This is a genomic window from Methylobacterium sp. GC_Met_3 (assembly GCF_026540775.1).
In the GTDB taxonomy this organism is placed as follows: Bacteria; Pseudomonadota; Alphaproteobacteria; order Rhizobiales; family Beijerinckiaceae; genus Methylobacterium.
In genome coordinates, this window is record NZ_JALNUL010000010.1 from 119,059 (window position 1) to 143,754 (window position 24,696).

A 24,696-nucleotide genomic window follows, 5' to 3' on the forward strand; every position below is an offset into this window, starting at 1 on the left:
CATGCCGGACGAGGATCTATACTAAGCCTCATCGGGGGCCTTGTCCTTCCGTCGCCGCGACGCACACCATCATCCGATCAGGTTAACGCCCGGACGGCGACAGGGGCTGACCCGCAGCGCCGTGTCGGCTGCGCAGCTTGAACGCGAGGATCAGGAGCAGCACGCCGAAGGCGAAGCTGTAGCTGCCGATCCACCACGTCAGCACCAAAGCCGACATGCCCGGCTCGATCAACAGCGCGATCCCGAACAGGATCGAGACGACGCCCCCGAGGATCAGCCACCAGCGCCCGTAATGGAGATGCAGGCGGAACGCCGCCGCGATCATCAGGCCACCGGTCACGAGCGCCCAACCCGCGAGCAGGAGAACGAAGGCCCAGACGGCCGCCGCCGGGACCAGCACGGCGGCGACGGCCACGACGATGTCGACGATCCCCTCTAGGAGCAGGAAGCCCCAGCGCTCGTGATGCTGCGCGGCCCGGATCGCGCCCAGGATGGCGAAGATGCCGTCGGTCAACGTGTAGGCTGCGAAGAACAGGACAAGGGACAGCACGAACGCGCCCGGTGCGACGAAAGCGAGGGCGCCGAACAGCATCGCGACTACGCCGCGCAGGGCCACCAGCCACCAGTTGCGGGCGAGCGCCGCGCTCATCGCGTCGAGGCGCGCTACGCCGACCAGCGGAATGCCGCTGGGGGAGTTTCCTGTCGGTCCGCGCTGCGGAGCAGAACTGCTGGTCATGGCAAAACTCCGAAACTCCGATGCCGTAAAAAGCACAGGTTCCCGGCGCAGAACGCCGCACTGCGGCAAGCGTTCCTGGGCCTTGGCGAACCGTCACGGAACCTTGGGCCGGTCCCGGGCTTGTGAAGGTCGAGGCGGGCGATGTGCAGTGCCCGGTCGCCGCGAGGCGATCGGCCCATCGGGCGACGACTTCCCATGCTTGACGATCAGCGGCAGGCCTCCGAGGCCGAGGCACGCGCGCGGCCAGCCGACAGCCGGACTGGAACCGGCGACCGCGATGCCCCGGACCGCGATGTCCTGGATCTCGGCGGGTCCAAAACGGCGCGCAAGCCTGGGTCGGAGGACGAGGACCCGTCTGCCCAGACCGACGGCAAAGGCGACGGCGGCGCGGCGCAGGACGACGACGGGGAAGACGGGGCCGGGGACGGCCAGCGCCGTCCCAATATCGTGCGGCGCCACCCGTTCGCTGTCCTGCTCGGCGGTCTCGCGGTCATCGCCCTCGGCGTCGGGATCTTCTTCTACTGGCTGCTGTACATGCACCCGTACGAGAACACCGACGACGCCTTCGTCGATGCCCGCAGCATCTCTATCCAGCCCAAGGTCGGCGGCTACCTCGTCGACGTGCCGGTCACGGATAACCAGCACGTCGAGGCCGGCCAGATCCTGTTCCAGATCTATCAGCGCGACTACCAGATCGCCCTCGATCAGGCGAAGGCGCAGGTCGAGGCTGATCAGGCCGCGATCAAGAACATCGATGCCCAGATCCAGGCCCAGAACGCCAATATCGACGTGTCGAAGGCGCAGGTCGCCACCGCCGAGGCGGCCCTCAAATTCGCCCAGGAGGATGCGGCCCGCTACAAGGACCTCGCCGAACGCGGCTCGGGATCGATCCAGCAATCGCAATCGGCGACCTCGACGCTCCAGCAGCGTCAGGCCTCGGTCCAGAGTGCCAATGCCAGCGTGGTCGCGGCGCAGAAGCAGATCGGCTCGCTTGAGGCCCAGAAGGCCTCGACGCAGGCGCAGCTTGCCCGCGACACGGCACAGGTCGAGCAGGCCGAGCTGAACCTCGGCTACACGACGATCCGCTCCGTCCAGTCCGGTCGCGTCGTGCGGCTCACCGGTGGCATCGGGCAGCTCGCCCAGGCGGGCCAGACCCTCGCGACCTTCGTGCCCGACGACATCTGGGTCACCGCGAATTTCAAGGAGACCCAGATCAACGACATGCGCCCGGGGCAGCCGGTTAATCTCGCGATCGATGCGTATCCGGCCCGCAAGATCCACGGCACCGTGGCCTCGGTCCAGCCGGGATCCGGCACCGCCTTCAGCCTTCTGCCGGCCCAGAACGCCACCGGCAATTACGTGAAGGTGACCCAGCGCATCCCGGTCAAGATCGTGGTCAAGGACTGGCCGAAGGACGTGGCGATCGGCCCGGGCATGTCGGTCGTCCCGACCGTCACGGTGCGGTGAGCCCCGTGGCTGGCAAGTCCGCCTCGGGCAAGTCCACCGGGGGCAAGTCGTCCTCCGGCAAGGCGCCGGGCGGCCACAATCCCTGGCTGATCGCGGGCGTCGTGGCGCTGGCGACCTTCATGGAGGTGCTCGACACCACCATCGCCAATGTCGCGCTCCGTTACATTTCGGGCGGCCTTGCGGTCGGTCCCGACGAGGCGGCCTGGGTGGTGACGAGCTACCTCGTGGCCAACGCGATCACGCTGACGGCCTCAAGCTTTCTGGCCAAACGCTACGGCCGCAAGGCCTTCTTCATGTGGTCGGTGGGGCTGTTCACGATCTCGTCGATCCTGTGCGGCTTCGCCTGGAGCCTGGAATCGCTCCTGTTCTTCCGCGTGCTGCAGGGGCTCGGCGGTGGCGGCATGGCACCGCTCGCACAGTCGATCCTGGCGGATTCCTTCCCGCCCGAGAAGCGGGGGCAGGCCTTCGCGCTCTACGGCGTCGCCATCGTGGTCGCGCCGGTGATCGGCCCGACGCTCGGCGGCTGGCTGTCCGACAACGCCTCCTGGCACTGGTGCTTCCTGATCAACGGACCCGTCGGCGTGCTCGCCCTCGGACTGATGTACTGGCTGATCGAGGATAGCGACGCGGCCAAGAAGGAGCGGCGCGCCCTGGTGCGCAAGGGCATCCGCTTCGACATCGTTGGCTTCCTGCTGGTCGCCGTGTTCCTGGGCTCGCTCGAGGTGATCCTCGACGAGGGTCAGCGGAAGGACTGGTTCGGAACCTCGACGTTGATGAACGTTTCCGGCGTGCTGATGGTGGTCTCGTTCGTCGCCATGATCCCGTGGCTGCTGAAGGCCAAGAATCCGGCCGTCGACCTCCGGCTCATCGGCAACCGTCAGTTCGGATCCTGCTTCGTGGTGATGATGTTCACCGGCGCGATCCTGATCTCGACCACGCAGTTCATCCCGCAGATCACGCAGGAATATTACGGCTACACCGCGACCCTGTCGGGCCTCGTCCTGGGCCCCGGCGGCATCGTCACGGTGGTGATGATGTTCCTGACCGGGCGCGTCTCGGCTTACGTGCAGCCGAAATGGCTGATCGCTGCCGGCATGACCATCGTGGCGCTCGGGATGTACGACCTGACGCGGATCAGCGGCACCACGACCTTCGCGTTCTTCGCATGGTCGCGGGTCTGGATCGGCATCGGCCTGCCGATGGTGTTCCTGTCGATCACCTCGGCCTCCTACGAGGGCATCCGCAAGGACCAGACCGATCAGGCCTCGGCGCTGATCAACGTCGCCCGCAACGTCGGCGGCTCGATGGGCGTCTCACTGGCCCAGAACATTCTGGCCTACCGGAGCCAGTTCCATCAGAGCCGGCTGGTCGAGAACATCAACCCGGCCGAGCCCGCCTATCAGGAGACGATGCGGCGTGCGACGCAGTACTTCTCCGAGCACGGCTATGTCGGCGTCGAGGCGCAGAACCAAGCGACCGCGTGGATCGGCAGCGTGCTGAGCACGGAGGTCGCCTACTGGGCGTATATCGACGTGTTCTGGGTGCTCGGACTGGTGGCTGCCTGCGCAGTGCCGATCGCGCTGAGCTTGAAAAGCGTCAGGCTCGGGGGCGGGGCGCCGGCGGGGCATTGAGGCGGAACGACCGTCACACCCCGTCGGGCGGCAACGCCTCCGTCACCTCGACGCGACGGGTGGTGGCCGCTTGGCCAGCGTCCTCACTGGTGGCAATGTCGGTCTGCGCCGGTGCCTTGTCGAGGGCCTCCGCCACCGCGGCGACGCCCTGGTAGCGGTTGAGCCGCCGGTCGATCATGCCGTCGAGCCGATCGTGCAGCTCGGAGACGGTCAGGCTGCGACGCTTGCCGTCGTCCGCCTCGGTGAACAGGCTGCGATTGGCCCGGGCGGCACTGCGGAAGGCACGGCCGGCCACCTCGTCGGGCTTCTCGGATGAGAGCGAGAGGAAGCGCCCGGCGCTCGCCGTGCCGAGGAAATGCGCGAGGTAGAGCTCGGTCGTGGTCAGCGCCCGGCCGACCCGGGCCTCGATCCGCTCGCGATCGCGCTTGATCAGTTCGGCCGCCATCAGGGCCGCCACGCGCGGATCGTTGCGCAGGCCGAGCACCCGCGCCCGCATGGTGCCGGCGACCGTGATCGCGGAGCCCCGGCCCTTCACGGCGGCGGCCTCCTCGGCGAGCCCGTAGCGGGCGCCGTAATCGCGGATCATCTCCAGCCACGTCCGGGCGACGAACTGGAACAGACCCTGCGCCGAGGAGGTCGCGGCCTTGGCGTCCGTGTCGAAGCTCGACTCCTTGTCGGCCAGCGCCATCATGTAGACGGGATCGACGCCTGCCTGGTCTGAGGCCTTCACGATCGTGTCGACCACCTTGCGCGGCACGGAGCGCTCGCCGAACCGCACGGCGTCGGAGCCTTGCTCCTGCGTCACCCGCGGAAGGGCGGCGAGGTCGTCCTGGATCAGCGCGGTCGTCGCAGGCTCCTGCTCCGGCACCGGCAGACCATTCCACCGGAGCGCGGCATCGGTCGCGGCATCCTGCCGTTGCAGGTCCAGCGACAGATCCTGATCGAGCGTCGAGCGCAGGGCCATGTCCTGAGCCGAGAGCTCCGGTGCCACGGCGTCCGGCGCCGGTGTCTGTGCCGCGAGGGCCTGGGCCGCGCGCGGGCTGGTGTCGACCCGGTCGTGAGCCTGGGCGGCGGGGGCGAAATAGGCGGGCGCGAAGGCGGCCTGCGGTAATCCGAACCCGGCCACGAGACCCAGGGCCAGCGTCCCCGAGACCTGGCGAAGCCGGTCCCGGCCCGAGCGGCGGTCCGACCGGCACCGTATCCCACGGCCGGCCCGCGGCAGCCACGCCACGGCTTCAATCTCGAAACGGCTCGCGTTCGGCACGAGTCGACTCACGTCGTCGGCGCGATGCGCCGGCTCCGGGAAAACCCCCATCATTGGTCCTTCTCAGATCGGTCCTTGCGTCGGCCCAGATTCTTGTGGCCGGGCTCCTTTGATCGGCGGCCGTATCGGCGCCGGCCGTGACCAGAATGGGACGACGCCGTGATCCAAGCGTGGCACGGTCAACGAAGGGTTAACCGTTCGCTTTAGGGGCGCCTTAAGGACGCGGACCGCCGCAACCCCAGTCGGAACCGCTCCCGATCCGTCACGATTGTCGGCGGCGCCAAGGTCTTGTTTTGGCGTGTTGTCTCGCGCTGAGAGCACCGTCTGCTCTCGCGAAATACGTGTCATGAAGGGGCAACGTTGTCGCATTTGGCTTGGAACGCCGCAGCGGTGAGCCAGTTAGGTACGACCCCGGGGGGGTGAACTTTCCGTCCCGCGACGGACCCTTCAAGACGCCACCCGCGTCCCCACAAGGACAACTTTTTCCAATGAGCATGCAGTCCGGTCGCCGCGTCGGTGTCGCGTTCGTTGGCATGGGTGGCGCCGTCGCCACCACCGCCATCGCCGGTATCGAAATGATCAAATCCGGTTCGAACCGGCTCGACGGGCTCCCGCTCGCCGGCCTCTCCGTAGCGGGCTTGGCCGATTACAAGGACCTCGTCTTCGGCGGATGGGACCTGAACGGCGACGATCTCGCCACCGCCGCGAGCGGCCACGGCGTCCTGTCGAAGGACGACATCGAGGACGGCGCCGGTGCCCTGAAGGGCATCACGCCCTGGCCGGCGGTCGGCAGCGCCAAGTTTTGCAAGAATATCGACGGCCAGAACCGCATCGTCGCCAAGGACCACCGTGAGGCGGTCTCGGTCATCGCCAACGACCTGCGGCGCTTCCAGAAGGAGAGCAACCTCGACGACGTGGTCGTGGTGAACCTCGCCTCGACGGAGCGCTGGCCCGACCTGAACGACCCGACCCTGAACTCGACCGAGGCCTTCGAGAAGGGCCTGGATTCGAGCGACGAGGCGATCTCGCCCGCGATGCTCTACGCCTACGCGGCGATCAAGAGCGGCATCCCGTACGCCAACTTCACCCCGAGCGTGGCCGCCGATGTTCCGGCGCTCCTCGAACTCGCCAAGGAGCTGAACGTGCCGGTCGCCGGCAAGGACGGCAAGACTGGCCAGACCATGATGAAGACCGTGCTCGCCCCCGCCTTCAAGGCCCGCGCGCTGCACGTCGACGGCTGGTTCTCGACCAACATCCTCGGCAATCGCGACGGCCTCGCCCTGAACGATCCGAACTCGCTCCAGTCGAAGCTGAACACCAAGGGCACCGTGCTCGACTCGATCCTCGGCTACCCGGTCGAGGACCACCTCGTGCACATCCACTATTACCGCCCGCGCGGCGACGACAAGGAAGCCTGGGACAACATCGACGTCACCGGCTTCATGGGTCAGCGGATGCAGGTGAAGGTGAACTTCCTCTGCAAGGACTCGATTCTGGCGGCGCCGCTGGTGATCGAGATCGCCCGCGTGCTCGACCTCGCCCACACCCGCGGCGACGGCGGTGTGCAGGAGCAGCTCTCCACGTTCTTCAAGGCCCCGATGGTCAAGAACGGCCGCGGGCCGGAGCATGCCTTCGGCAAGCAGGAGAAGATGCTGCACGACTGGCTGGGCGTGCACTGAGGCATATCGCTAAGTCTTTCGATCGCCGCTGCGGGCGCGCGAAGGAAAACGGTATGATCCAGTGGCGGCCACAGTGTCGATGACGGGCCGCAACCGACTCCCTCTCCCGAACGGGAGAGGGAACCAGCGTTCAAATGAACAATTCGTTCGAGCTGCCTGTGAGGGCGTACAAGCCTCATCCGGTCGAAAGAGAAGATGCCAACCGAGACCTACCCGCCGCAGTCCGGCGTCGCCGCGCCGGAAGCTTTGCGCGATCTTCTCATTGAAATGAACGACCTCAAGCGCGTGCGCTCCGCGGGCCGTACCGGCTCGATTGCGGAGCGGCTGTTCGCGCAGGGGTGGGGGCGTCTCACCGGTGGTGCCTCGCCCGACGACGTCGCTCTCGACATCACCGCCATCACACTCGCGGCCACCCGTCTCTGTGACCTCGACGCGGCCTTCCTGACCGCGGCCGGCCTGACGGAAGAGGCGGCGTCCGCGGTGCTGATTGCGGGCTTCGACGCCGTGACCGGCGAACTCGATTCGGATCTACGGGCCCGCCTGCGGTCGCGGCTCGCTCCGGGTCCGCAGGCCGCGTTCGGTTCCCTCCCGGGCTTCGTCGCTGCCTTGGCGCAACAGCCACGAGCCGGCGTCACCTGCCCCGGTCGTGCCCGCATCCTGCTGGAGCCGCCGGAGAACCACGCCGAGCATTGCCTGATCGTGGCGGCTTACGGCGTGTGCCTAAGCCCGTTCTATCGGGCCGATCCCGGCACCGTGTTCCTGGCCGCGATGGCCCACCATTTCCATAACGCCGCCATGCCGGATGCCGGCTTCACCGGCGAGATGCTGCTCGGCGACCATCTCGGGCCGATCATGGCCACCACCACGGCCTGGGCGCTCGCCGAACTCGACGAGCCCCTTCGAACCCAGGTCGAGCGCGCCCGCGCGGTCCTGCCGGACGATGCCACCGGGGAGGGGCGTGCCTTCCATGCGGCGGACTGCATCGACCGGGTGCTCCAGATCGCCCAGCACCTGCGCGGCGCCTCGACCAGCATGGAGATGGTGCTCGACGAGTGGGAGCTGGTCCATGCCGGCCCCGTGAAGGGCTTCCACGATCGCGTCCTCGCCGACATGCGCATTCCTTGATCGCCTCTACCTTGATCGCATCTGTTGCCTTGATCGCCGGACCCGGTGGCCCATCTGCCCGGTCGGTCCAGAGAGCCATGATCCCGTTCGAACTCACCTCGCCGCAGACCGGCAATCCGTTGAAGGCCGACGGCCCGCATGCCCTGCGGGACGCGGGAACGGGTGCGCGCTGGCCCGTGATCGACGGGATCCCGTACCTGCGCGTGAACCGCGAGGCGCTGGTCGAGCGGGTCCTGGCCCATCTCGACGCGGGCGAGGCCGATGAAGCGCTGGCCGCCCTGCTGGTCGATCAGGACGATTGGTGGAACGGCCCGCCCGCCGACCCTGCCGGGATCATCCAGCTCATCAAGGATCGGCGCACCGCTACCCTGCGCGATGCTGTGCACGGTCTCGGCTGGGGTCGCGTTGGCGATTATTTCCTGCATCGCTGGAGCGATCCAACCTTTCTGGCCGGTCTGTCGCTGCTGGAGGCGCACTGGAACGATCCCATCTGCGTCTTCGAATTCGCCTGCGGCATCGGCCACTATCTGCGCGAGCTGCAGCGGCGCGGATGCAAGGTCTCGGGGGCCGACGTGGTCTTCGCCAAGCTGTGGGTCGCGCGCCACTGGGTCGTCGGTGAGACGGCGCAGCTCGTCTGCTTCGATGCCGGCTCAGCCCATTGGCCGATCCGGGGTGCGCCGGTCGATCTCGTCGCCTGCAACGATGCCTTCTACTTCCTGGACGACAAGGCGGCCCTGCTCGAATGCCTGCGCCAGAACGCCGGTGACGACGGCTGGTTGGCGCTGAGCCATATCCACAATCGCGACTGCCCGGGCTTCTCGGCCGGACGGGCGGTCACCGCCGAGGAGATCGCGGACCTCTTCCCCGACGCCCTCGTGTACGACGATGCGGAGCTGACGCGGGCGCTCGTCGAGGTCCGGGCACCGGCGCCGCGGGAGCCCACCGCCCTGCGGACCTGCGAAGCCTTTTCGGTTGTGTGCGGACCCGGGATGCGACCGGCGCCCCGCGCACTGGTCGACGGCCTCACCTTGCCGAAGCCCGGCACCGTGCTGCGTCTGAATCCGCTCTACGCGCCGGAGGGCGATGGCTACGCCATCCGCTGGCCCTCGGAGCGCTACCAGGCGGAATACGCTCCCCGTGCCACCTATCCACTGCACTCCGCCGGCCCCGAGCATCTGACCTTCGAGGGCGCCCTGGATGCGCCGGAAACGCAGCGCGTCCGCGTCCGCGAGTTCGTTGACTTGCCGGAGCGCTGGTGATGGACGCGGTCGGCTGGGGCATCGTCGGCTACGGCTGGGTTGCCCGCGACTACATGGAGCCCGGCATCCGAGCCGCCGGCCATCGTCTGATCGCGGTCTGTGATCCGGATCCGACAAGTCGCGCGGCGGCTGAGCAGGCGGGCGCCCGGGGGCATGCCGACCTCGCCGGCCTGATCGCCGAGCCCGAGGTCGAGGCGGTCTACGTGGCGACGCCGAACCATCTGCACCGCGGCGCCGTCGAGGCGCTGGCCGCCGCAGGCAAAGCGGTGCTGTGCGAGAAGCCCATGGCCGCCACCCTCGCTGACGCGGACGCCATCGCCCGGGCGGTCGAATCCCAAAAAATCTTATACGGGACGGCGTTCGATCAGCGGCACCACCCGGCACACCGGATGATCCGTGCCCAGGTCGAGGCCGGGCGGCTGGGAACGGTGACGGCCGTGCGGATCGTCTACGCCTGCTGGCTCGGACGCGACTGGTCGGAGGCCGGTCAGCCGAACTGGCGGATCGACGCCGCCCAGGCCGGGGGCGGCGCGCTGATGGACCTCGCGCCGCACGGGATCGATCTCGTGGATTTCCTGACGGGCGAGCCGATCACCACCATCGCGGCCCTGACCCAAATCAAGGCCCAGGATTACGCAGTCGACGACGGTGCCCTGCTGATCGGGCAGACCGCGGGCGGTGCACTGGCGAGCCTGCACGTCGCCTACAATTGCCCCAACGCGCTGCCCCGCCGCCGCCTGGAGGTGGTCGGCACGAAGGGGATGCTCGTGGCTGAGAACACGATGGGCCAGACCGCCGGTGGGTCGCTGACCTTCATCGACGGCACCAGCGGCCGCGCGGAGCCGCTCGCCTTCGACGCCGACAGCTCGCCGTTCACCGAGCAGGTGCGCGCCTTCGGCTCGGCCCTGCGCCGGCCCGAGGAACGGGCTGCGTACGCGGCGTCCCGCGACCTTCACACGATGCGGCTCGTCGCCCGCGCCTACGGGCAGGGGTAGCGGACAGGATATTCGATCACGGAACCAACCAAGCATCTCCCACTCACCCTCTCATCCTGAGGTGACCGCGAAGCGGGCCTCGAAGGAGGGCTCCAGAAGGCGCCGCGATCCCTGGAGCCCTCCTTCGAGGCCTCCGCTGTGCTCCGGCACCTCAGGATGAGGGGGATGGATGGAATGGGGCGCAAGCGACGGTTCGAGCCAGACAGGAACACGACTTGAGCAACCCAGACGCCTTCCACGATCAGGACGACCGCGCCCGCCACGAGCGGATCAAGGCACCGCGCCCTTACCGTTTCGGCGCCAAGCGCCAGATCGAGGGCCTGCCCGCGTCGCTGCCCGATCCGGTCAAGGCTTATCTCGACGTCCTGCCGGAGGGCCGCATCGTCGGCTTCCCGCTGGCGCCGCTCGATCGCACCGGCGTTCCGGTCTGGTTCGTGGCCTTGTTCCTGGACGACCCGTTCTTCGTCGGCGCCATGCCGTCCGGGATCGGCTACGGCGCCACCGACGACGAGGCGCTGATCGGCGCCGTCGCCGAGATCGCCGAGAACCTGATGCCGTCGCTGGCCGTGCTGCCGAGGGCCAAGGAGCGGGCGAGCTACAACGACCTCGCCCGTGTCTATGGCGCGAAGTCCGTCGCCGATCCGCTGACCCTCTGCCTGCCCGCGGGCTCACCGGTCGACCGCGACACGGTGCTCGAATGGACACCCAGCGTCCGGCACGCCACAGGCGAGATCGTGCTGATGCCGCTCGACATCGCGGCCACCGATTATTTCGAGCTGTCGGAAGGCTACAAGCCCTTCACCAACCTGATCACCAACGGCCTCGGCGCCGGCCCGGACGTGCCCTTCGCCCTCGGCCACGGTGTGCTGGAGTTGCTGCAGCGGGACGGCAACGGCTTGCTGTTCCGGGCGCTGGACCAGGGCGTGATGCTTGATCTGGACGGCATCGGGCCGGAGAACGCCGCGATGCTGGCGCGGCTGAAGGATCTCGGCATCCGGGCGCTGCCGAAATTCGCCACCGACCAGTTCGGCCTGACCAACCTCTACGTCGTCGGCTACGACGAGGATCCTGCGCGCACACCGGCGCCGATCGCCCTCTCGGCTTGCGGCGAGGCCTGCGATCCGGATCGGGACCGGGCCCTGCGCAAGGCGCTGCTGGAATTTCAGGCCGCGCGGGTGCGCAAGACCTTCGGGCACGGCCCCCTCGATATGGCCGCCACCGTGACCCCGCCGGGCTACATCGATGCGTTCATCCAGAAGGCGCTGCCGAGCCTGGACCTTGAGGAAAGCCGCGCCCTCCAGGCGATGCTCGAATGGATCGAGCTGCCGGCCGCCGACCTGCGCACCGTACTCGCCGACACGGTCTATTCCGAGCGGAGCTCCAAGCGTTTCTCGGAGCTGCCCTCCACCCCGGCGGCCGACGGCCATGCGCGCGGCAAGATCGCCTGCGATCGGCTGCTGGAGGCGGGGTTCGACGTGCTCTACGTCGAGTGCTCGCCTCCCGGTGGCGGGGTCGGTGTGGTCAAGGCGATCGTGCCGGGGCTCGAGGTCGAGACCATGAGCTACTACCGGATCGGCGAGCGCAACACGCAGAAGCTCATCGACCGTGATCACCCGCTGATCCGGTTCGGCGCCGAGAGCGAGACCCTGCGTCCGGTGCGCCTCACCCCGGAAGCCCTGGAGCGGTTGGGCGGCCAGCCGCTGTTCGACACCGCCCTGGCCGAGCAGATCGTCGGGCGGCACTATCCGCTCTACCGTGAGCCGGAATCGCATCACGCGCCATTCCGGCTCGCCGAGCGGAAGGGGAGGGCTGCGTGACGCTCCGGTTCGCCTACAACACCAACGGGGCGGCCAACCACCGCCTCGACGACGCGCTCCACCTGATCAAGGTCGCGGGCTACGACGGGGTGGCGCTGACCCTCGACATCCACCACCTCGACCCGTTCTCCGACACCTGGGCGGCGGAGGCGGGCCGTGTGGCCAGCCTGCTGGAGAAGCTGGAGCTGACCTGCGTCATCGAGACCGGCGCTCGCTTCCTGCTCGATCCCAATGCCAAGCACGAGCCGACTTTGGTCACCGCAGACGCTGCGGGCCGCGCCCGGCGGGTCGGCTTTCTCAAGCGGGCTGTCGAGATCGGCGCGATGCTGTCGGCCGAGGCGGTGTCGTTCTGGGCCGGCGTGCCGAAGCCCGGGGTCGATCACGACGAGGCCCGGCGCTGGCTGGCCGAGGGGCTGCACACGGTCGCGGATTTCGCCGCCGAGGCCGGGGTCGTGCCCTGCTTGGAGCCGGAGCCCGGCATGCTGATCGAGACGCTCGACGATTACGCTGCCCTGGACATTCCGGGGCTAAAGCTCGCCCTCGATACCGGGCACTGCCTCGTCACGGGCGAGCGCGAGCCCGCGGTTGCCGTGCGGGAATTCGCCGGCCGGATCGGTACGGTGGCGATCGAGGACATGAAGCGCGGCAGCCACATCCACCTGCCCTTCGGCGAGGGCGACATGGACGTGGCCGGGGTGCTGGAGGCGCTGGAAGAAATCGGCTTCGGCAAGCTGATCTGTGTCGAACTCTCCCGCGAGAGCCACCGGGCCGACGTGATGATCCCGCAGGCGCTGGAGTATCTCCGCGGCTGCCGCCGCCCTGGTCCGGTGCTGGCCGGCGAGCAGGAGACGCGGCGGCAATGGCAGTGATGGCGTATGCGCTTCTCTCCTCCCCTGGCGACCCCGGGCTTGCCCGGGATCGCTCAAGCTTGCGGGGAGGAGCCGAAGGTGGGGGTGCTTCAGGATTGGGCGTGGCGGTGCCTCTTGCGCCACTCCCACCCCTACCCCTCCCCGCAAGGGGGAGGGGATTCCGTCCGGCCCACGCCTTGGACCGCGTGCAAGCATGAGAATCCTCTTTCTCAGCCGCCGCTACTTCCCAGCGATCTCGGGCATGAGCGTCTACGCGCAGAACCTCCTGCGCGAGCTCGTCGGCGCCGGGCATGACGTCACGATGATCTCGCAGTACCGCGGCGATGCCTTCGGCACCCGGGTCTACGGCGGTGGGCCGCCGCCGCCCGTGCCGGGCGTCCGGGTGATCGGCCTGGAGCAGCTGGGCGAGCAGACCTCCGGCGATTTCGAGCGCGACATCGCCACGATGGTGGACGCGATCGCCCGGGAGCACGCGCACAAACCCTTCGACATCCTGCACGCGCAGTACGGCTACCCGACTGGCTGGGCGGTGCTGCTCGCCGCCCGCAAGCTCGGGGTGCCGAGCGTGGTCTCGATTCAGGGCGGCGACGGCCATTGGGTCGGCTCCTGCTGCGAGACCCATCGCGTCGCCATGTGCGAGGTCCTGGCCCACGCCAATGCGCTGCTGATCGGCGGCGCCTCCTTCGTGGACGAGGTCTGCGGGCGCCTCGGGTCGGACCCGGCCCGGTTCACCATCGTGCCCGGGGCGGTCGATACCGACCGGTTCGCGCAGGGCACGCCCGACGGGCTGCCGGCGCCCCATGCCGGGCCGGTGCGGCTGTTCTATCACGGCCGGGTCGACCGCCGGAAAGGCGTGCTCGACTTCATCAACGCGCTGGCGATCCTGCGGGAGCAGGGCACGCCGTTTGCCGCGACCATCTCGGGGATCGGGCCGGATGTGGAGCCGGCCCAGGCACTGGCGGCGGAGCACGCCTTCTCGGAGCGCGCGATCGCCTTCACGGGCTATGCGGAATACGGCTCCGTGCCCGATCTCTACCGCCGCGCCGACGTGTTCGTCTCGCCGACCTACGCGGAGGGGTTCTCCAACACGATCCTGGAAGCGCTGGCGGCCGGGCTCGCCACGGTCTCATGCCACGCGGTCGGCGTCTCGGACTGCCTGCGCGACGGGGAGAACGGGCTGCTCACCAATCCGGGCGACGTGCCCGCGCAGGCCGCTGCCCTAACCCGGGTCATTACGGATGCGGATCTGCGCCGCCGCCTCGCGACCGCAGGTCTGAAGGAGTGCCGGCGGGTCTATTCCTGGCATGCGGTCGGGCGGCAGATCATGGAGGTCTACGCGCAGGTGCGGGGCGAAAGCCCGGCCACTGATTTCGCGACGGACCTACCCGACGATCCGACCTGCCGCTTCCGGGCCGAGCCGCACCTGCTCTGAGGGCCGACCCATTCGTGGATTTCCCACCCGCCCCCTCATCCTGAGGTGCCAGCGCCAGCGGGCCTCGAAGGAGGCCTCCATCGCATGCGGCGATCCCTGGAGCCCTCCTTCGAGGCCGCCGCTGCGCTCCGGCACATCAGGATGAGCTCGAGGGTTGGATTTCGCCCCAGCCGACAGGCCGTGAACCATGCCCACTGCGCTCGCCCTCTCGCCCCATCTCGATGACGCGGCCTTCTCGTGTGGCGGCCTGCTGGCGCGTCTCGCGCAGGGCGGCTGGCGGGTGGTGATGGCGACGCTGTTCACCGGAAGCGTCGCCGACCCGAAAGGGTTCGCGCTCGCCTGCCAACTCGACAAGGGGCTGTCGGCCGAGATCGACTACATGGCCCTGCGCCGGGACGAGGATGTTCGCGCCGCCGCCGCGCTTGGCATCGCCCAGCCGGTGCACCTGCCGTTCCGCGAGGCGCCGCACCGGGGCTACGGCTCCGCGCCGGAGCTGTTTTCCGAGACGCGCTTGGATGACGGCATCGCGGCCGACCTCGCCGCCGCCTTCGCGGAGCTGATCGCTACGGAGAAACCCGATCTCCTCCTCGCCCCGCAGGCGATCGGCGGCCATGTCGATCACGTTCAGACGGTCCGGGCGTTGCGCAGCTTCGATCCGCGCCTGCCCATCCTGTGGTGGCGCGACTTCCCCTACACGGTGCGCGAGGCCGCGCCCCGGGAGCCGCTCGCGGCCTTGTTCGCGGAACTTCCCGAGGCGGCGGTGACGCTCGATCCGGATGCCCAGGCCCGAAAGCGCGCCGCCTGCGCCGCCTATGCCAGTCAAATCGGCTTCCAATTCGGCGGCACGGCAGGCCTCGACGCGCGGCTTGCCCTGGAAGATGGCGTCGAGCGCTTTCGCCTGTCGGGCCGCCTCGGCCCCATCGTTCCGGGGTTCGATGCCGCTTGAGCCGCAGGCGCCGAAATCGCTGGCCGATCCGGTCGCCCTCGCGGCCCGCCGCGCGCTGATCACGGCGCCGCACATCGCACCGATCCGGGCGCTCGCCGCACGGATCTCCGCCGAGCGCGGTGCCCCGGTCCCCATGCCCGACCCCCTGGACGGTGGAGTCGGGGCCCGGATGCTGCTCCTGCTGGAGACACCCGGCCCGGCCGTGCTGCGCACCGGCTTCGTCACCCGCGACAGCGCGAACGGCACGGCCGCCAACCTGTTCCGCTTCCTCGCCGAGGCCGGGCTCAGCCGGGCCGACACGCTGATCTGGAACGCGGTTCCCTGGCTGATCCACGCCGAAGGCGCTCTCAATCGGGCACCTCGCCGGGCCGAGGTCGTGGCGGCGGCGCCCTATCTCGCGCCGCTGCTCGATCTGCTGCCCAACCTTGCCGTGGCGGTCCTGGCCGGCCGCTATGCCGGGGACGCGTCGCCCGCGATCACCGCGCTGCGCTCCCGCCTGCCGATCATCCGGATCCCGCATCCGAGCCCGACCTATGTCTGCACCGCGCCGGAGGTGCCCGCCCGGATCCGGCGCGGCTTGTCGGACGCCGCCGCGCTCCTCGATCGGGCCACCGGCTGAGGATAGATCGCGCGTTCCGGTGGTCCCTTCCCTGGCCTTGCGCGTGGGTTCGGCCTACATGCGGGGCAACGGGCCGCGGTCCGGGACCATCCGGTACGGGCCCACGGCCTTGCGCCGGGCCGCGCAGCCGGAAGGGCGGACGCCGAACGGCATGAATTTTCAAGGTCAGCACCGGAAGCAGGCTGATCCGGCCGAGCCGGTTCAGCAGGAGGCCGCGGCTGCAAAGCGCAAGAGCCTGGCCAGCCGCTATGCCTGGATCGGCACGGCTGCCAGCATCGTGCTGTTCGCGGTCTCCCTCGGCGTGCTGTGGAAGCTCGTCCAGAGCGTGAGCTGGGCCGAGGTGCGCACCGCGATCGCGGCGGCGACCGGCCGGCAGCTCGGCCTCGCCTTCCTGTTCGTCGGTATCAGCTACCTGTTCCTCACCGGCTACGACGCGCTGGCCTTGCGCCAGCTTAAGATCAAGGTGCCGTACCGGATCACCGCGCTTGCCTCGTTCACCAGCTACGCGGTGAGCTTCACCCTCGGCTTCCCGCTGCTGACCGCCGGCACCATCCGCTACTGGATCTATGCCCGGCAGGGCCTGAGCACCGCCAAGATCGCGGCGCTCACGGTGATCGCCGGCTTCACCTTCTGGCTCGGCATGGGCGTGGTCCTGGGGCTCAGCCTGATCATCGAGGCTGGGCAGCTCGCCGGGCTGGCCTTCACGTCGATCCGGATCAACCAGTCCGTGGGTCTAGCGGCGCTCGCCCTGGTGCTGGGCTACCTCGCCTGGGTCTCGGCCAAGAAGCGCAGCATCACCGTCAAGCAATGGCGCCTGGAACTGCCGGGCGCCTCGGTGTCGATCGGTCAGATGCTCGTCGGCATCGGCGATGTCTGCGCGGCGGCGGCGGTGCTCTACGTCCTGCTGCCGCAGGAGACGACGATCGGCTTTACCACCTTCCTGGCGGTCTACGTGCTGGCCGCCATGCTGGGCATCGCGTCGAACGCGCCGGGCGGAATCGGGGTGTTCGAGGCCACGGTGCTGCTCGCCCTGTCGAGCCTGCCGCGCAACGAGGTGCTGACCTCGCTGCTCCTGTTCCGGGGCTGCTACTACGTCGTGCCGTTCGTGACCGCGCTCGCGATGCTCGGCCTCTACGAGATCGTGAAGCGCGCGGGCGGCGCCCGCGATCCCGGCCCTCCGGAAGGCACCGCTGGCCCCTCCGGCCGGGCGTGGCGCGACGAGCCCGGACCGCGCTGACGGAACCGGACAGCCCGCTATGTCCGAGCGCCTGCGCAGTTCCCCGGCCTGGACCGGTGCCGCGATCGCCGCGGGCCTGCTCGGTCTCGCGGTCGCGCTCGCCGGACGCCTCGACCTCCCGCTGATCCTCGCGGGCCTCGCCGCGATCTGCCTCGGCGGCTGGCTCGGCGGGCGTGGCCCGGTCCAGGCGCCACCGCAGCCGGCCGCGACCGCGCAGCGCCACGGTCTGGCCGAGGCTCTGCTCGCGCACGTGCCCGATCCGGTCATCCTGGTGGATCGGCGGACCCTGGTGGTGGAGGCCAACCCGGCCGCCCGGGCGCTGCTGCCGGCGCTGCATCAAGCCCGGCCCCTGTCCTTCGCGCTCCGCGACCCCGAGGTGCTCGACGGCGTCGAGGCGGTGCTGAGTTCGGGCCTGCCCCGTCGTGTCGCCCTCTCGACCCGTGTGCCGCTGGAACGGACTTTCGAGGTGCAGATCGGCGCCCTGCCGATGCCCGACGGATCCGGCTTGAGCGCGCTGCTGTTCCTGCGCGACCTCACCTCTGCCCGGCGCCTTGAGGCGATGCGGGTCGATTTCGTGGCCAATGCGAGCCACGAGCTGCGCACGCCGCTCGCCACCCTGATCGGCTTCATTGAGACCCTGCAGGGTCCCGCCCGCGAGGACGCACCGGCCCGCGAGCGCTTTCTCGAGATCATGCGGGTCCAGGCGCTGCGCATGACGCGGCTGATCGACGACCTGCTCTCGCTCTCGCGGATCGAGCTGCGCGAGCACGTGGCCCCCACCGGCGTGGTCGATCTCGGAGCGCTGGCTCGCCAGATGGTCGATGCCCAGGGGCCCCCCGCCGAGGCGCGGGGTGCCACGATCGGGTGCACGGACGGCGACGGCCCCTATCGCGTTGCCGGCGATGCCGACGAACTCGTCCGGGTGATCGAGAACCTGATCGAGAACGCCGTGAAGTACGGCGGCGGCCGGATCAGCGTCGGGCTGAGCCGCGAGGAGGATCCCCGGCTCGGCCGCCGGATCGTCCTGTCGGTGGCCGATGACGGGCCGGGTATCGCGCCGGAGCACATCCCGCGGCTGACCGAGCGCTTCTACCGGATCGACGTGGCGTCGAGCCGGGCGCGCGGCGGCACGGGCCTGGGGCTCGCCATCGTCAAGCACAGCCTCAACCGTCACCGGGGGCGGCTCACCATCGAGAGCACGCTCGGGCAGGGGACCGTCGCGCGGGTCAGCCTGCCGGAATACGGCGCCGCCCCCGCGCGACCGGCCGCCGCCGATCAGGGCGGCCCGCCATAGGCGCCGATCCCGAGCCCGGCCTCGACGCGCCCGATCCAGCTTCGGAGCGCCGGATAATCCACGAGGTCGAAACCGCCCTCGTGGGCCATGCGGGTGTAGGCTACGAGCGCCACGTCGGCGAGCGTCAGGGCGTCGCCCACGAGGAAGGCGGAGCGTTCGAGCGTCTCTTCCATCAGCCGCAGGGCGTCGGCGCCCCGTTCCGCGAGCTTCGGGTCAAGCTCGTCCGGCGCGCGCTTGAGGTAGTGGAGCTGGTAGCGGCGGACCGCGATGTAGGGCTCGTGGCTGTACTGCTCCCAGAACATCCATTGCAGCATCCGCGCCCGGGCGAACGGAGCCTGCGGGATCAGGGGCGAGCCCTCCGCGAGATGGATGATGATGGCATTCGATTCCGATAGGACGGCGCCGTCGGGGAAGACCACGATCGGCACCCGGCCTGCGGGGTTGAGCGCCAGGAACTCGGGTCGGCGGGTCCCGCCGCCGGGCACGTCCACGTCGCGCCACGTCGCCGGGATGCCGAGATGGTCGGCGACCCATTTGACCTTCAGGCAGTTTCCCGAGCCCGGATCGCCGTAGATCGTCAGTGGCTCGGCCATGCCTATCTCCCTCCGCTGGTGGCCTGAGCTTGGCCGACGGCATCCGATCTCACAAGGCTGGAGGAACGGAGCCGCTTCGCAACGAATCTCGCGCCTTCCGCTAGGCGGTTGGCGGCACGGAACCCGATCGGCGATCCGGCGCAGGGACATGCCGCCCATGCGGTTCAACTTCCGGCGAGCCCCTGGTCGACCCACCCAGACGATCCCCATCTTGGAGGCCATGAACACCGCGATTCGACCCGGTGGCCTCCCGGCCCCCATCGCTCTGAACATCCCCGTCGAGGGGATGTCCTGCGCGTCCTGCGTCGGGCGGGTCGAGCGGGCACTCGCCGCGCTTCCGGGGGCCCGGGACGTGGCGGTCAACCTCGCGACCAATCGGGCCAGTTTCGTCCTCGGCGGAGACGCCGGCCCGGCCGAGGCCGCGGCGGCGCTGGCGAATGCGGGTTATCCGGTGCCCGAGGTGCAGAGCCTGCTGATCATCGACGGGATGTCGTGCGCGTCCTGCGTCGGCCGGGTCGAGCGGGCCCTGGCCGCGGTGCCGGGCGTGACGGATGCCAGCGTCAACCTCGCCGCCGGGCGGGCCGCAGTCCGGCATCCCGAGGGGCTGGTGGCGATCCCCGACCTCGTGGCCGCGGTGGCGGAGGCGGGCTACGACGCTCACCCCAACGACGCCGAGACATCCGCCGATCCGGCAGCCCGCCGCGCCGAGGAGGCCCGGCTGCTGCATCGCGATCTGATCGCGGCGGTGCTCCTCTCCGCGCCCGTGGTGGTCCTCGATATGGGTGGCCATGTCCTGCCCGGCCTGCACGGCGGATCCATGACCGCCCTGATCCAGGCGGTGCTGGCGACCCTGGTCCTTGCCGGGCCGGGCCGCCGCTTCTTCCTGCGCGGCGTGCCGGGACTGCTGCGCGGGCATCCAGACATGAACGCCCTGGTCGCCCTGGGGGCGGGAGCCGCCTACCTCTTCTCCTTGGTCTCGACCTTGACGCCGGGCCTCCTGCCCGCGGGGGCGGCGCATCTCTATTTCGAGGCGAGCGTGCTGATCGTCACGCTCATCCTGCTCGGCCGCACCCTGGAGGCGCGGGCCAAGGGCCGGACCGGGCAGGCCATCGCGCGGTTGATGGACCTTGCGCCGAAGACCGCCCGGGTGATCCGGGACGATGCCGAGATCGAGGTGCCGCTCGCCGCGCTCCGCCTTGGCGACGTGGTCCGGGTGCGCCCCGGCGAGCGCGTCGCCGCCGACGGCGTGGTGGTCGCCGGCACGAGCGATGTCGACGAGAGCATGGTGACCGGGGAACCGGCCCCGGTGCGCAAGGCGCCGGGCGACCGGACGGTCGGCGGCACCCTTAACGGCCGCGGCAGCCTCGACCTGACGGTCGACGCGGTGGGCGGCGCCACGGTGCTCGCGCAGATCACCGCCCTGGTGGAACGGGCCCAGGGCGGCAAGCTACCGATCCAGGCGCTGGTCGATCGCGTGACGGGGCGCTTCGTGCCGGTGGTGATTGCGATCGCGGTCGCGACCTTCCTCGGATGGCTTCTGCTGGGGCCCGCACCCGCTTTGGGAACGGCGCTGGTCAACGCCGTGGCGGTCCTGATCATCGCCTGCCCCTGCGCGATGGGCCTCGCCACGCCGACCGCCATCATGGTCGGCACTGGGCGGGCTGCCGCCCGGGGCGTGCTGTTCCGCGACGGGGCGGCCTTGCAGCGCCTGCGCGACGTGCGCCTCGTGGCCTTCGACAAGACCGGCACACTGACCGAGGGCCGCCCGCGGCTGACCGATCTCGTCGCCCGGACCGGCCTCTCGGAGACCGAAGCCCTCGCGCTTGCCGCTGGTCTCGAAACGCGCTCCGAGCATCCGCTGGCCGGCGCCGTCGTGGCGGCGGCGCGGGCGCGTGATCTCGAAGTGATTGCGCCCGACGCTTTCGAAGCAGTCGACGGATTCGGCGTGTTCGGCCGGGTCGGGGGCCGAAACGTCGCGCTCGGTGCGCCCCGCTTCCTCGACCGGCTCGGCATTGTCCCGGACCCGGACCTCACGGCCCGCGCCGGGCAACTGTCGGTTGAAGGCCGGAGCCCCATCCATCTCGTCCTCGACGGCCACCACGCCGCCGTACTGGCGGTGGCCGACCCCGTGAAGGCCGGGGCCCGGGAGGCGGTGGCGCACCTGAAGGCGCGCGGCCTCGCGGTCGCGATGGTCACGGGCGACGATCCTGGCGCCGCGGCCGGCGTCGCGCGGAGCCTGGGCATCGACATCGTGGCGGCCGGGGTGCTGCCGGGTGGGAAGGTCGACGCGGTCCAGCGGTTCCGTGCGGAGCACGGGCCCGTGGCATACGTGGGCGACGGCATCAACGACGCGCCGGCTTTGGCCGAGGCCGACGTCGGGCTCGCGATCGGCACCGGAACCGACATCGCGGTCGAGAGCGCCGACGTGGTGCTGATGTCGGGATCCCTCGATGCTCTGGTGGAGGCGCTGGCGCTGTCCCGGGCGGTCATGGCCAACATCCGCCAGAACCTGTTCTGGGCCTTCGCCTACAACGCCGCGCTGATCCCGATCGCGGCGGGCGTGCTGGTGCCCTTCGGCGGACCGGCCCTCTCGCCGGTCCTGGCCGCGGGCGCGATGGCGTTCTCCAGCGTCTTCGTCCTCGGCAATGCGCTGCGCCTGCGCCGGGCCGGCGGTTCTGTGACCCGTTCGAGCGTGGCCTGAGCGCGTCGCATCAGTCGCGGCGGATGCGCCAGATCCTGAGCGCCGAGCCGTCCGGCAGGGCGGCGAGGGGCGTGAGCCAGTCCGGGGCGGGCACGGTGCCGCGGGCGAGATCCGTCGCGAAGGGTTCGGGCCTGCCGGCGTCGGCCCGGTCGAGGGCGGTCTTGCAGAGCAGCAGGTAATCGGCACCGCGCGCCAGGGTGATCCGCCGCAGCGTCGCCTCTGACCCCTCCGCGGCCTCGATCGCGGCTCGCATCCCCACGAGGTTGCGATGGTACGGCGCTGCCACGACCGCATGATGGGTCATCAGCAGGAGGGGCGGCCCGAGATCGATGCTGCCCAGCACGATCCCCGGCGGCAGCCGGTCGAGGGCCGCGTAGGCGGCGGGCGCCGTGCAGGCCCGCCAGTTTGAAACGGGCACGCTCTGCGACCCGATGGTGGCCGGAGCCAGCAGACGCGCCGGCGGAGCGGTGACGAGAACCCAGCCCTTGCTCAGCATCGCCATGGCCAGCACGACCAGCGCCAGTCGGTGCAGTCCCGATCCGGGCATCCGCAGCGCCATGATGGCGCGGTCGAGCGCGATCGCGCCGAGCAGCGGCACGAAGGCCCCGGCGATGTACATACCCCGCGCCTGCCCCAGCGCGATCAGCGCGCCCGGGACGATGAGGGCCGCCACAACGATGAAGAAGCGGCGGCGGTCGGGCGCCCGCGCGCGCAGGGCCATAGCGACGGCATAGAGCGCCGCGACCAGGATCGGCATGACGTTGGACAGCGCGACATCCAGCTCGCTGCGCAGGAAGTGCGGAAAGCTGCGCATCTCGTCCACTTGGTCGAGCCAGGACGTGCGCACGAGGTCGTCCATGCCGGTGAACGGGCCGGACAGGCAGGACGGCGCGATCCGAAGGAAGCCGACCGCCATCCCGGCGCCGACGAGGCCCGCAACGAGGCAGCGCCCGGTTCGTCCAACCTCGCATTGCCCGGCCACTAGGGCCGCGCCGCCGACCGTGGCGGCGCCGGCGGCCAGCAGGAGCCAGGGCGGGGACAGGGCATCGCAGGCCGTCACGCCCCAGAGGTCCGGTGCCGTTTGCAGGCCGAACAGCAGCGTGCTCGACCCGAACATACCGAAACCGTAGCCCGCGAGCAGGCCGGCGGCGCGTTCGCCGTCGCGCACCCAATCGATGAGGACCAGGAGTCCGGCCGCTGCGATCACCGGCAAGGCCTCCAACCCGATCGCCAGCGACAGGCCGGCGACGGCTCCCGCCAGCAGCCCGCGCTGCAGCCGCCGGGCCGGATCCGCCAGCGCTAGTGCGATCGCCAGTACGGCGCAGAGTTGCGCGTTGTGATGGTCGATCCGCCCAAACTGGAAAACGTTCAGGAACACGGCGGTCTGCGGCGCGACGAACAGGACCAGCAGGGCCGTGCGCCATCCGAACAGGCGGCGCATCCCGAAGCCCGCCAACATCCCGTAGAGGGCGAACAGCAGGACCGGCCACAGGGCGCAGGTGGCTCCCTCCGCCGCGGCCCGCCCAAGGATCGGCGTGAAGGCCAGAATCAAAGTCGCGATCGGCAGATCGATCAGGCGGGACCAGTGCGAGGGGATGCCCGCCGGCGGCAGCATCCGGTGCTGCACGGGATCGAACCAGCCCTGGCCGGCCAGCAGATCACGTACGCCGACGAGGCGCATCATGTCGTCGGTATCGGGCAGGCGCAGGTGATCGAAGATCGGCGCGAGGTTGCGCGGATCGTAGAGGCCGAACAGCGCGACCAGAACCAGCACGATCAGCAGCGTCGGGCTGTCGAAGGGCGAGCGGCCGGCTTGCGCGCGGCGCAGCGGCGTTCCGGCAAGACTCGTCATTCAGGGATCCCGCGCTCGGCGGCATGGTCGCATCCCGGGCTTACCGGGGTGTGAACCGGGGGTCGGCTTCCGTTGTCGAGATCGGGCCGGGCGACCTCGCGTGGGTCGAAACGCAATCAGCTTGCCCCTGTGACGGCTGCTTTCGACCCGACCGGCCCCCGGAATCGCTGTTGGCGCTCCTCCGAAGCGAACGTTCGTCAGCTGTGCGGCAACGACAGTTCGGGGTGGGAAGCGGATATCAAGCCTTCTCCCGGGAGCAGACCTTCCGCAGCAGCCAGTCTACAAAGTGCCGGAGAGCGGACGTTCGTCGTCGTCGCGCCGGTTCAGATGCAGGTATTTCGGATCAAACTCAGCGAACGCCATCAGCCGCGCCACGTCGGGGATGCGCAGGCGCTTGCTCCTCCATTCGAGCAGGCCCTGACCTCTTAGGTCCTGAAGGACCCGGTTCACGTGTACGGGGGTGATCCCCAGTGTGTCGGCGAGGTCCTCCTGGGTGATTGGAAACTCGAAGCTGTTCTGGGTCGCGAGGCCGACCACCTTGAGGCGCACGAGCAACTCGCAGACGAGATGCGCCATTTGCCGATCGGCGTCGCGTTGGCCCATGTTCACGAGCCACGCCCGTAGCGTACCCTCATCGACTAGGGTCGCCCACCAGAGGGCTCGTGTGATGCGGGGGTGGTGAGCCGTTAGATGCTCAATGGCCGAGCGCGGGATATCCACGATGGTACAGCCCCAGCCGGTGCCAATGCTGTGGTCCATCTGGCCAAGGATGGCGACGTGGAGGTCACAGAAGTCTCCCGGCACCAGGAAAGCCATGATCTGGCGCCGCCCATCGGTAAGGGTCTTGTAGCGGCAGGCGAAGCCTTCCACGACGAGGTGCACGTTCTCGGGCCGCTCGCCTTCAGGGCTGATGTCCGAATGGCGCGCGATGCGGCGGGTCCTTCTGGTGAGGTTCTGCAGGACGTCGCGGTCATTGTCTGTCAGACGGGCTCCGTATTCGAGCTTCATGGTCAGCGGATTGGACATTCGCCTCCTTTCAGCTCGGCCAAGCTAAAGAAAGCGGACTGTAAGACCTCTTTCCGCCAACATCCGAACGTTAATCTGGTAGTACACAATTGTATATGAAAGCAAACTCTAATCTAAATCAGTTTTTAAATTATAATATATGTAATGATTGTCA

19 protein-coding genes are annotated in these 24,696 nt (G+C 69.5%); 14 read left to right on the forward strand and 5 right to left on the reverse strand.

The window, feature by feature from the left end:
• Positions 1–82: 82 nt before the first annotated feature.
• Positions 83–736, reverse strand: coding sequence for an HdeD family acid-resistance protein (locus OXS27_RS15000; RefSeq protein WP_243923696.1), 654 nt, complete (start codon positions 734–736; stop codon positions 83–85).
• A gap of 195 nt (positions 737–931) precedes the next feature.
• Between OXS27_RS15000 and OXS27_RS15005 the strand changes: the two genes are divergently transcribed.
• On the forward strand, positions 932–2,203 hold the full coding sequence (locus OXS27_RS15005; protein ID WP_267357049.1) for an HlyD family secretion protein: 1,272 nt from the start codon (positions 932–934) through the stop codon (positions 2,201–2,203).
• Between the two features lie 5 nt (positions 2,204–2,208).
• Positions 2,209–3,834 carry a DHA2 family efflux MFS transporter permease subunit gene (locus OXS27_RS15010; protein WP_267357051.1) on the forward strand — a complete coding sequence of 542 codons (1,626 nt, stop codon included), beginning with the start codon at positions 2,209–2,211 and terminating at the stop codon, positions 3,832–3,834.
• 13 nt (positions 3,835–3,847) lie between these two features.
• Here the strand turns inward: OXS27_RS15010 and OXS27_RS15015 are convergent, their stop codons facing one another.
• Positions 3,848–5,149 (reverse strand): transglycosylase SLT domain-containing protein, encoded by a 1,302-nt coding sequence (locus tag OXS27_RS15015; RefSeq protein WP_267357140.1) that lies wholly within the window; start codon positions 5,147–5,149, stop codon positions 3,848–3,850.
• Between the two features lie 437 nt (positions 5,150–5,586).
• Here OXS27_RS15015 and OXS27_RS15020 point away from each other — a divergent pair, with 437 nt between their 5' ends.
• From OXS27_RS15020 to OXS27_RS15070, 11 genes are all read left to right on the forward strand, one after another.
• A complete protein-coding gene (locus OXS27_RS15020; RefSeq protein WP_243923683.1) occupies positions 5,587–6,777 on the forward strand; it encodes an inositol-3-phosphate synthase in 1,191 nt (396 codons plus the stop codon).
• A 195-nt stretch (positions 6,778–6,972) separates the two neighbouring features.
• The gene (locus OXS27_RS15025; protein WP_267357053.1) at positions 6,973–7,902 is read left to right on the forward strand and encodes a hypothetical protein; all 930 of its coding nucleotides are present in this window, start codon (positions 6,973–6,975) and stop codon (positions 7,900–7,902) included.
• A 77-nt stretch (positions 7,903–7,979) separates the two neighbouring features.
• Positions 7,980–9,161, forward strand: coding sequence for a methyltransferase domain-containing protein (locus OXS27_RS15030; RefSeq protein ID WP_267357055.1), 1,182 nt, complete (start codon positions 7,980–7,982; stop codon positions 9,159–9,161).
• A complete protein-coding gene (locus tag OXS27_RS15035; protein WP_267357057.1) occupies positions 9,161–10,156 on the forward strand; it encodes a Gfo/Idh/MocA family oxidoreductase in 996 nt (331 codons plus the stop codon). Before OXS27_RS15030 ends, OXS27_RS15035 begins: the two co-directional genes overlap by 1 nt.
• Before the next feature lie 215 nt (positions 10,157–10,371).
• The gene (locus OXS27_RS15040) at positions 10,372–11,973 is read left to right on the forward strand and encodes a YcaO-like family protein (RefSeq protein ID WP_267357059.1); all 1,602 of its coding nucleotides are present in this window, start codon (positions 10,372–10,374) and stop codon (positions 11,971–11,973) included.
• A complete protein-coding gene (locus tag OXS27_RS15045) occupies positions 11,970–12,842 on the forward strand; it encodes a sugar phosphate isomerase/epimerase family protein (RefSeq protein WP_267357061.1) in 873 nt (290 codons plus the stop codon). Before OXS27_RS15040 ends, OXS27_RS15045 begins: the two co-directional genes overlap by 4 nt.
• 193 nt (positions 12,843–13,035) lie before the next feature.
• Positions 13,036–14,274 (forward strand): glycosyltransferase family 4 protein, encoded by a 1,239-nt coding sequence (locus tag OXS27_RS15050; RefSeq protein WP_267357063.1) that lies wholly within the window; start codon positions 13,036–13,038, stop codon positions 14,272–14,274.
• A gap of 187 nt (positions 14,275–14,461) precedes the next feature.
• Positions 14,462–15,220, forward strand: coding sequence for a PIG-L family deacetylase (locus OXS27_RS15055; protein ID WP_267357065.1), 759 nt, complete (start codon positions 14,462–14,464; stop codon positions 15,218–15,220).
• On the forward strand, positions 15,210–15,839 hold the full coding sequence (locus tag OXS27_RS15060; RefSeq protein ID WP_267357067.1) for a uracil-DNA glycosylase: 630 nt from the start codon (positions 15,210–15,212) through the stop codon (positions 15,837–15,839). The genes OXS27_RS15055 and OXS27_RS15060 overlap by 11 nt, the downstream gene beginning before the upstream one ends.
• 151 nt (positions 15,840–15,990) lie before the next feature.
• On the forward strand, positions 15,991–17,076 hold the full coding sequence (locus OXS27_RS15065) for a lysylphosphatidylglycerol synthase domain-containing protein (protein WP_267357142.1): 1,086 nt from the start codon (positions 15,991–15,993) through the stop codon (positions 17,074–17,076).
• Between the two features lie 19 nt (positions 17,077–17,095).
• Complete coding sequence (locus tag OXS27_RS15070; RefSeq protein ID WP_267357069.1) at positions 17,096–18,370, forward strand: ATP-binding protein; 1,275 nt, start codon at positions 17,096–17,098, stop codon at positions 18,368–18,370.
• Here the strand turns inward: OXS27_RS15070 and OXS27_RS15075 are convergent.
• Positions 18,352–18,963, reverse strand: a complete 612-nt coding sequence (locus tag OXS27_RS15075; RefSeq protein ID WP_267357071.1) for a glutathione S-transferase family protein — start codon at positions 18,961–18,963, stop codon at positions 18,352–18,354. The two genes, OXS27_RS15070 and OXS27_RS15075, sit on opposite strands and share 19 nt — an antisense overlap.
• A gap of 220 nt (positions 18,964–19,183) precedes the next feature.
• Between OXS27_RS15075 and OXS27_RS15080 the strand changes: the two genes are divergently transcribed.
• Complete coding sequence (locus tag OXS27_RS15080) at positions 19,184–21,664, forward strand: heavy metal translocating P-type ATPase (RefSeq protein WP_267357073.1); 2,481 nt, start codon at positions 19,184–19,186, stop codon at positions 21,662–21,664.
• A 10-nt stretch (positions 21,665–21,674) separates the two neighbouring features.
• Here the strand turns inward: OXS27_RS15080 and OXS27_RS15085 are convergent, their stop codons facing one another.
• Positions 21,675–23,516 carry a hypothetical protein gene (locus OXS27_RS15085; RefSeq protein WP_267357074.1) on the reverse strand — a complete coding sequence of 614 codons (1,842 nt, stop codon included), beginning with the start codon at positions 23,514–23,516 and terminating at the stop codon, positions 21,675–21,677.
• A 279-nt stretch (positions 23,517–23,795) separates the two neighbouring features.
• Entirely contained in the window at positions 23,796–24,542 is a 747-nt protein-coding gene (locus OXS27_RS15090; RefSeq protein ID WP_243923650.1) for a Crp/Fnr family transcriptional regulator, read from the reverse strand.
• Between the last annotated feature and the right edge of the window lie 154 nt (positions 24,543–24,696).

What these genes read in the sequence shown, in the direction of transcription:
- OXS27_RS15000 (WP_243923696.1), bottom strand. Translation starts at nt 736, where the DNA reads ATGACCAGCAGTTCTGCTCCGCAGCGCGGACCGACAGGAAACTCCCCC.
- OXS27_RS15005 (WP_267357049.1), top strand. Translation starts at nt 932, where the DNA reads ATGCTTGACGATCAGCGGCAGGCCTCCGAGGCCGAGGCACGCGCGCGG.
- OXS27_RS15015 (WP_267357140.1), bottom strand. Translation starts at nt 5,149, where the DNA reads ATGGGGGTTTTCCCGGAGCCGGCGCATCGCGCCGACGACGTGAGTCGA.
- OXS27_RS15020 (WP_243923683.1), top strand. Translation starts at nt 5,587, where the DNA reads ATGAGCATGCAGTCCGGTCGCCGCGTCGGTGTCGCGTTCGTTGGCATG.
- OXS27_RS15025 (WP_267357053.1), top strand. Translation starts at nt 6,973, where the DNA reads ATGCCAACCGAGACCTACCCGCCGCAGTCCGGCGTCGCCGCGCCGGAA.
- OXS27_RS15030 (WP_267357055.1), top strand. Translation starts at nt 7,980, where the DNA reads ATGATCCCGTTCGAACTCACCTCGCCGCAGACCGGCAATCCGTTGAAG.
- OXS27_RS15035 (WP_267357057.1), top strand. Translation starts at nt 9,161, where the DNA reads ATGGACGCGGTCGGCTGGGGCATCGTCGGCTACGGCTGGGTTGCCCGC.
- OXS27_RS15050 (WP_267357063.1), top strand. Translation starts at nt 13,036, where the DNA reads ATGAGAATCCTCTTTCTCAGCCGCCGCTACTTCCCAGCGATCTCGGGC.
- OXS27_RS15055 (WP_267357065.1), top strand. Translation starts at nt 14,462, where the DNA reads ATGCCCACTGCGCTCGCCCTCTCGCCCCATCTCGATGACGCGGCCTTC.
- OXS27_RS15060 (WP_267357067.1), top strand. Translation starts at nt 15,210, where the DNA reads ATGCCGCTTGAGCCGCAGGCGCCGAAATCGCTGGCCGATCCGGTCGCC.
- OXS27_RS15065 (WP_267357142.1), top strand. Translation starts at nt 15,991, where the DNA reads ATGAATTTTCAAGGTCAGCACCGGAAGCAGGCTGATCCGGCCGAGCCG.
- OXS27_RS15070 (WP_267357069.1), top strand. Translation starts at nt 17,096, where the DNA reads ATGTCCGAGCGCCTGCGCAGTTCCCCGGCCTGGACCGGTGCCGCGATC.
- OXS27_RS15075 (WP_267357071.1), bottom strand. Translation starts at nt 18,963, where the DNA reads ATGGCCGAGCCACTGACGATCTACGGCGATCCGGGCTCGGGAAACTGC.
- OXS27_RS15080 (WP_267357073.1), top strand. Translation starts at nt 19,184, where the DNA reads ATGAACACCGCGATTCGACCCGGTGGCCTCCCGGCCCCCATCGCTCTG.
- OXS27_RS15085 (WP_267357074.1), bottom strand. Translation starts at nt 23,516, where the DNA reads ATGACGAGTCTTGCCGGAACGCCGCTGCGCCGCGCGCAAGCCGGCCGC.
- OXS27_RS15090 (WP_243923650.1), bottom strand. Translation starts at nt 24,542, where the DNA reads ATGTCCAATCCGCTGACCATGAAGCTCGAATACGGAGCCCGTCTGACA.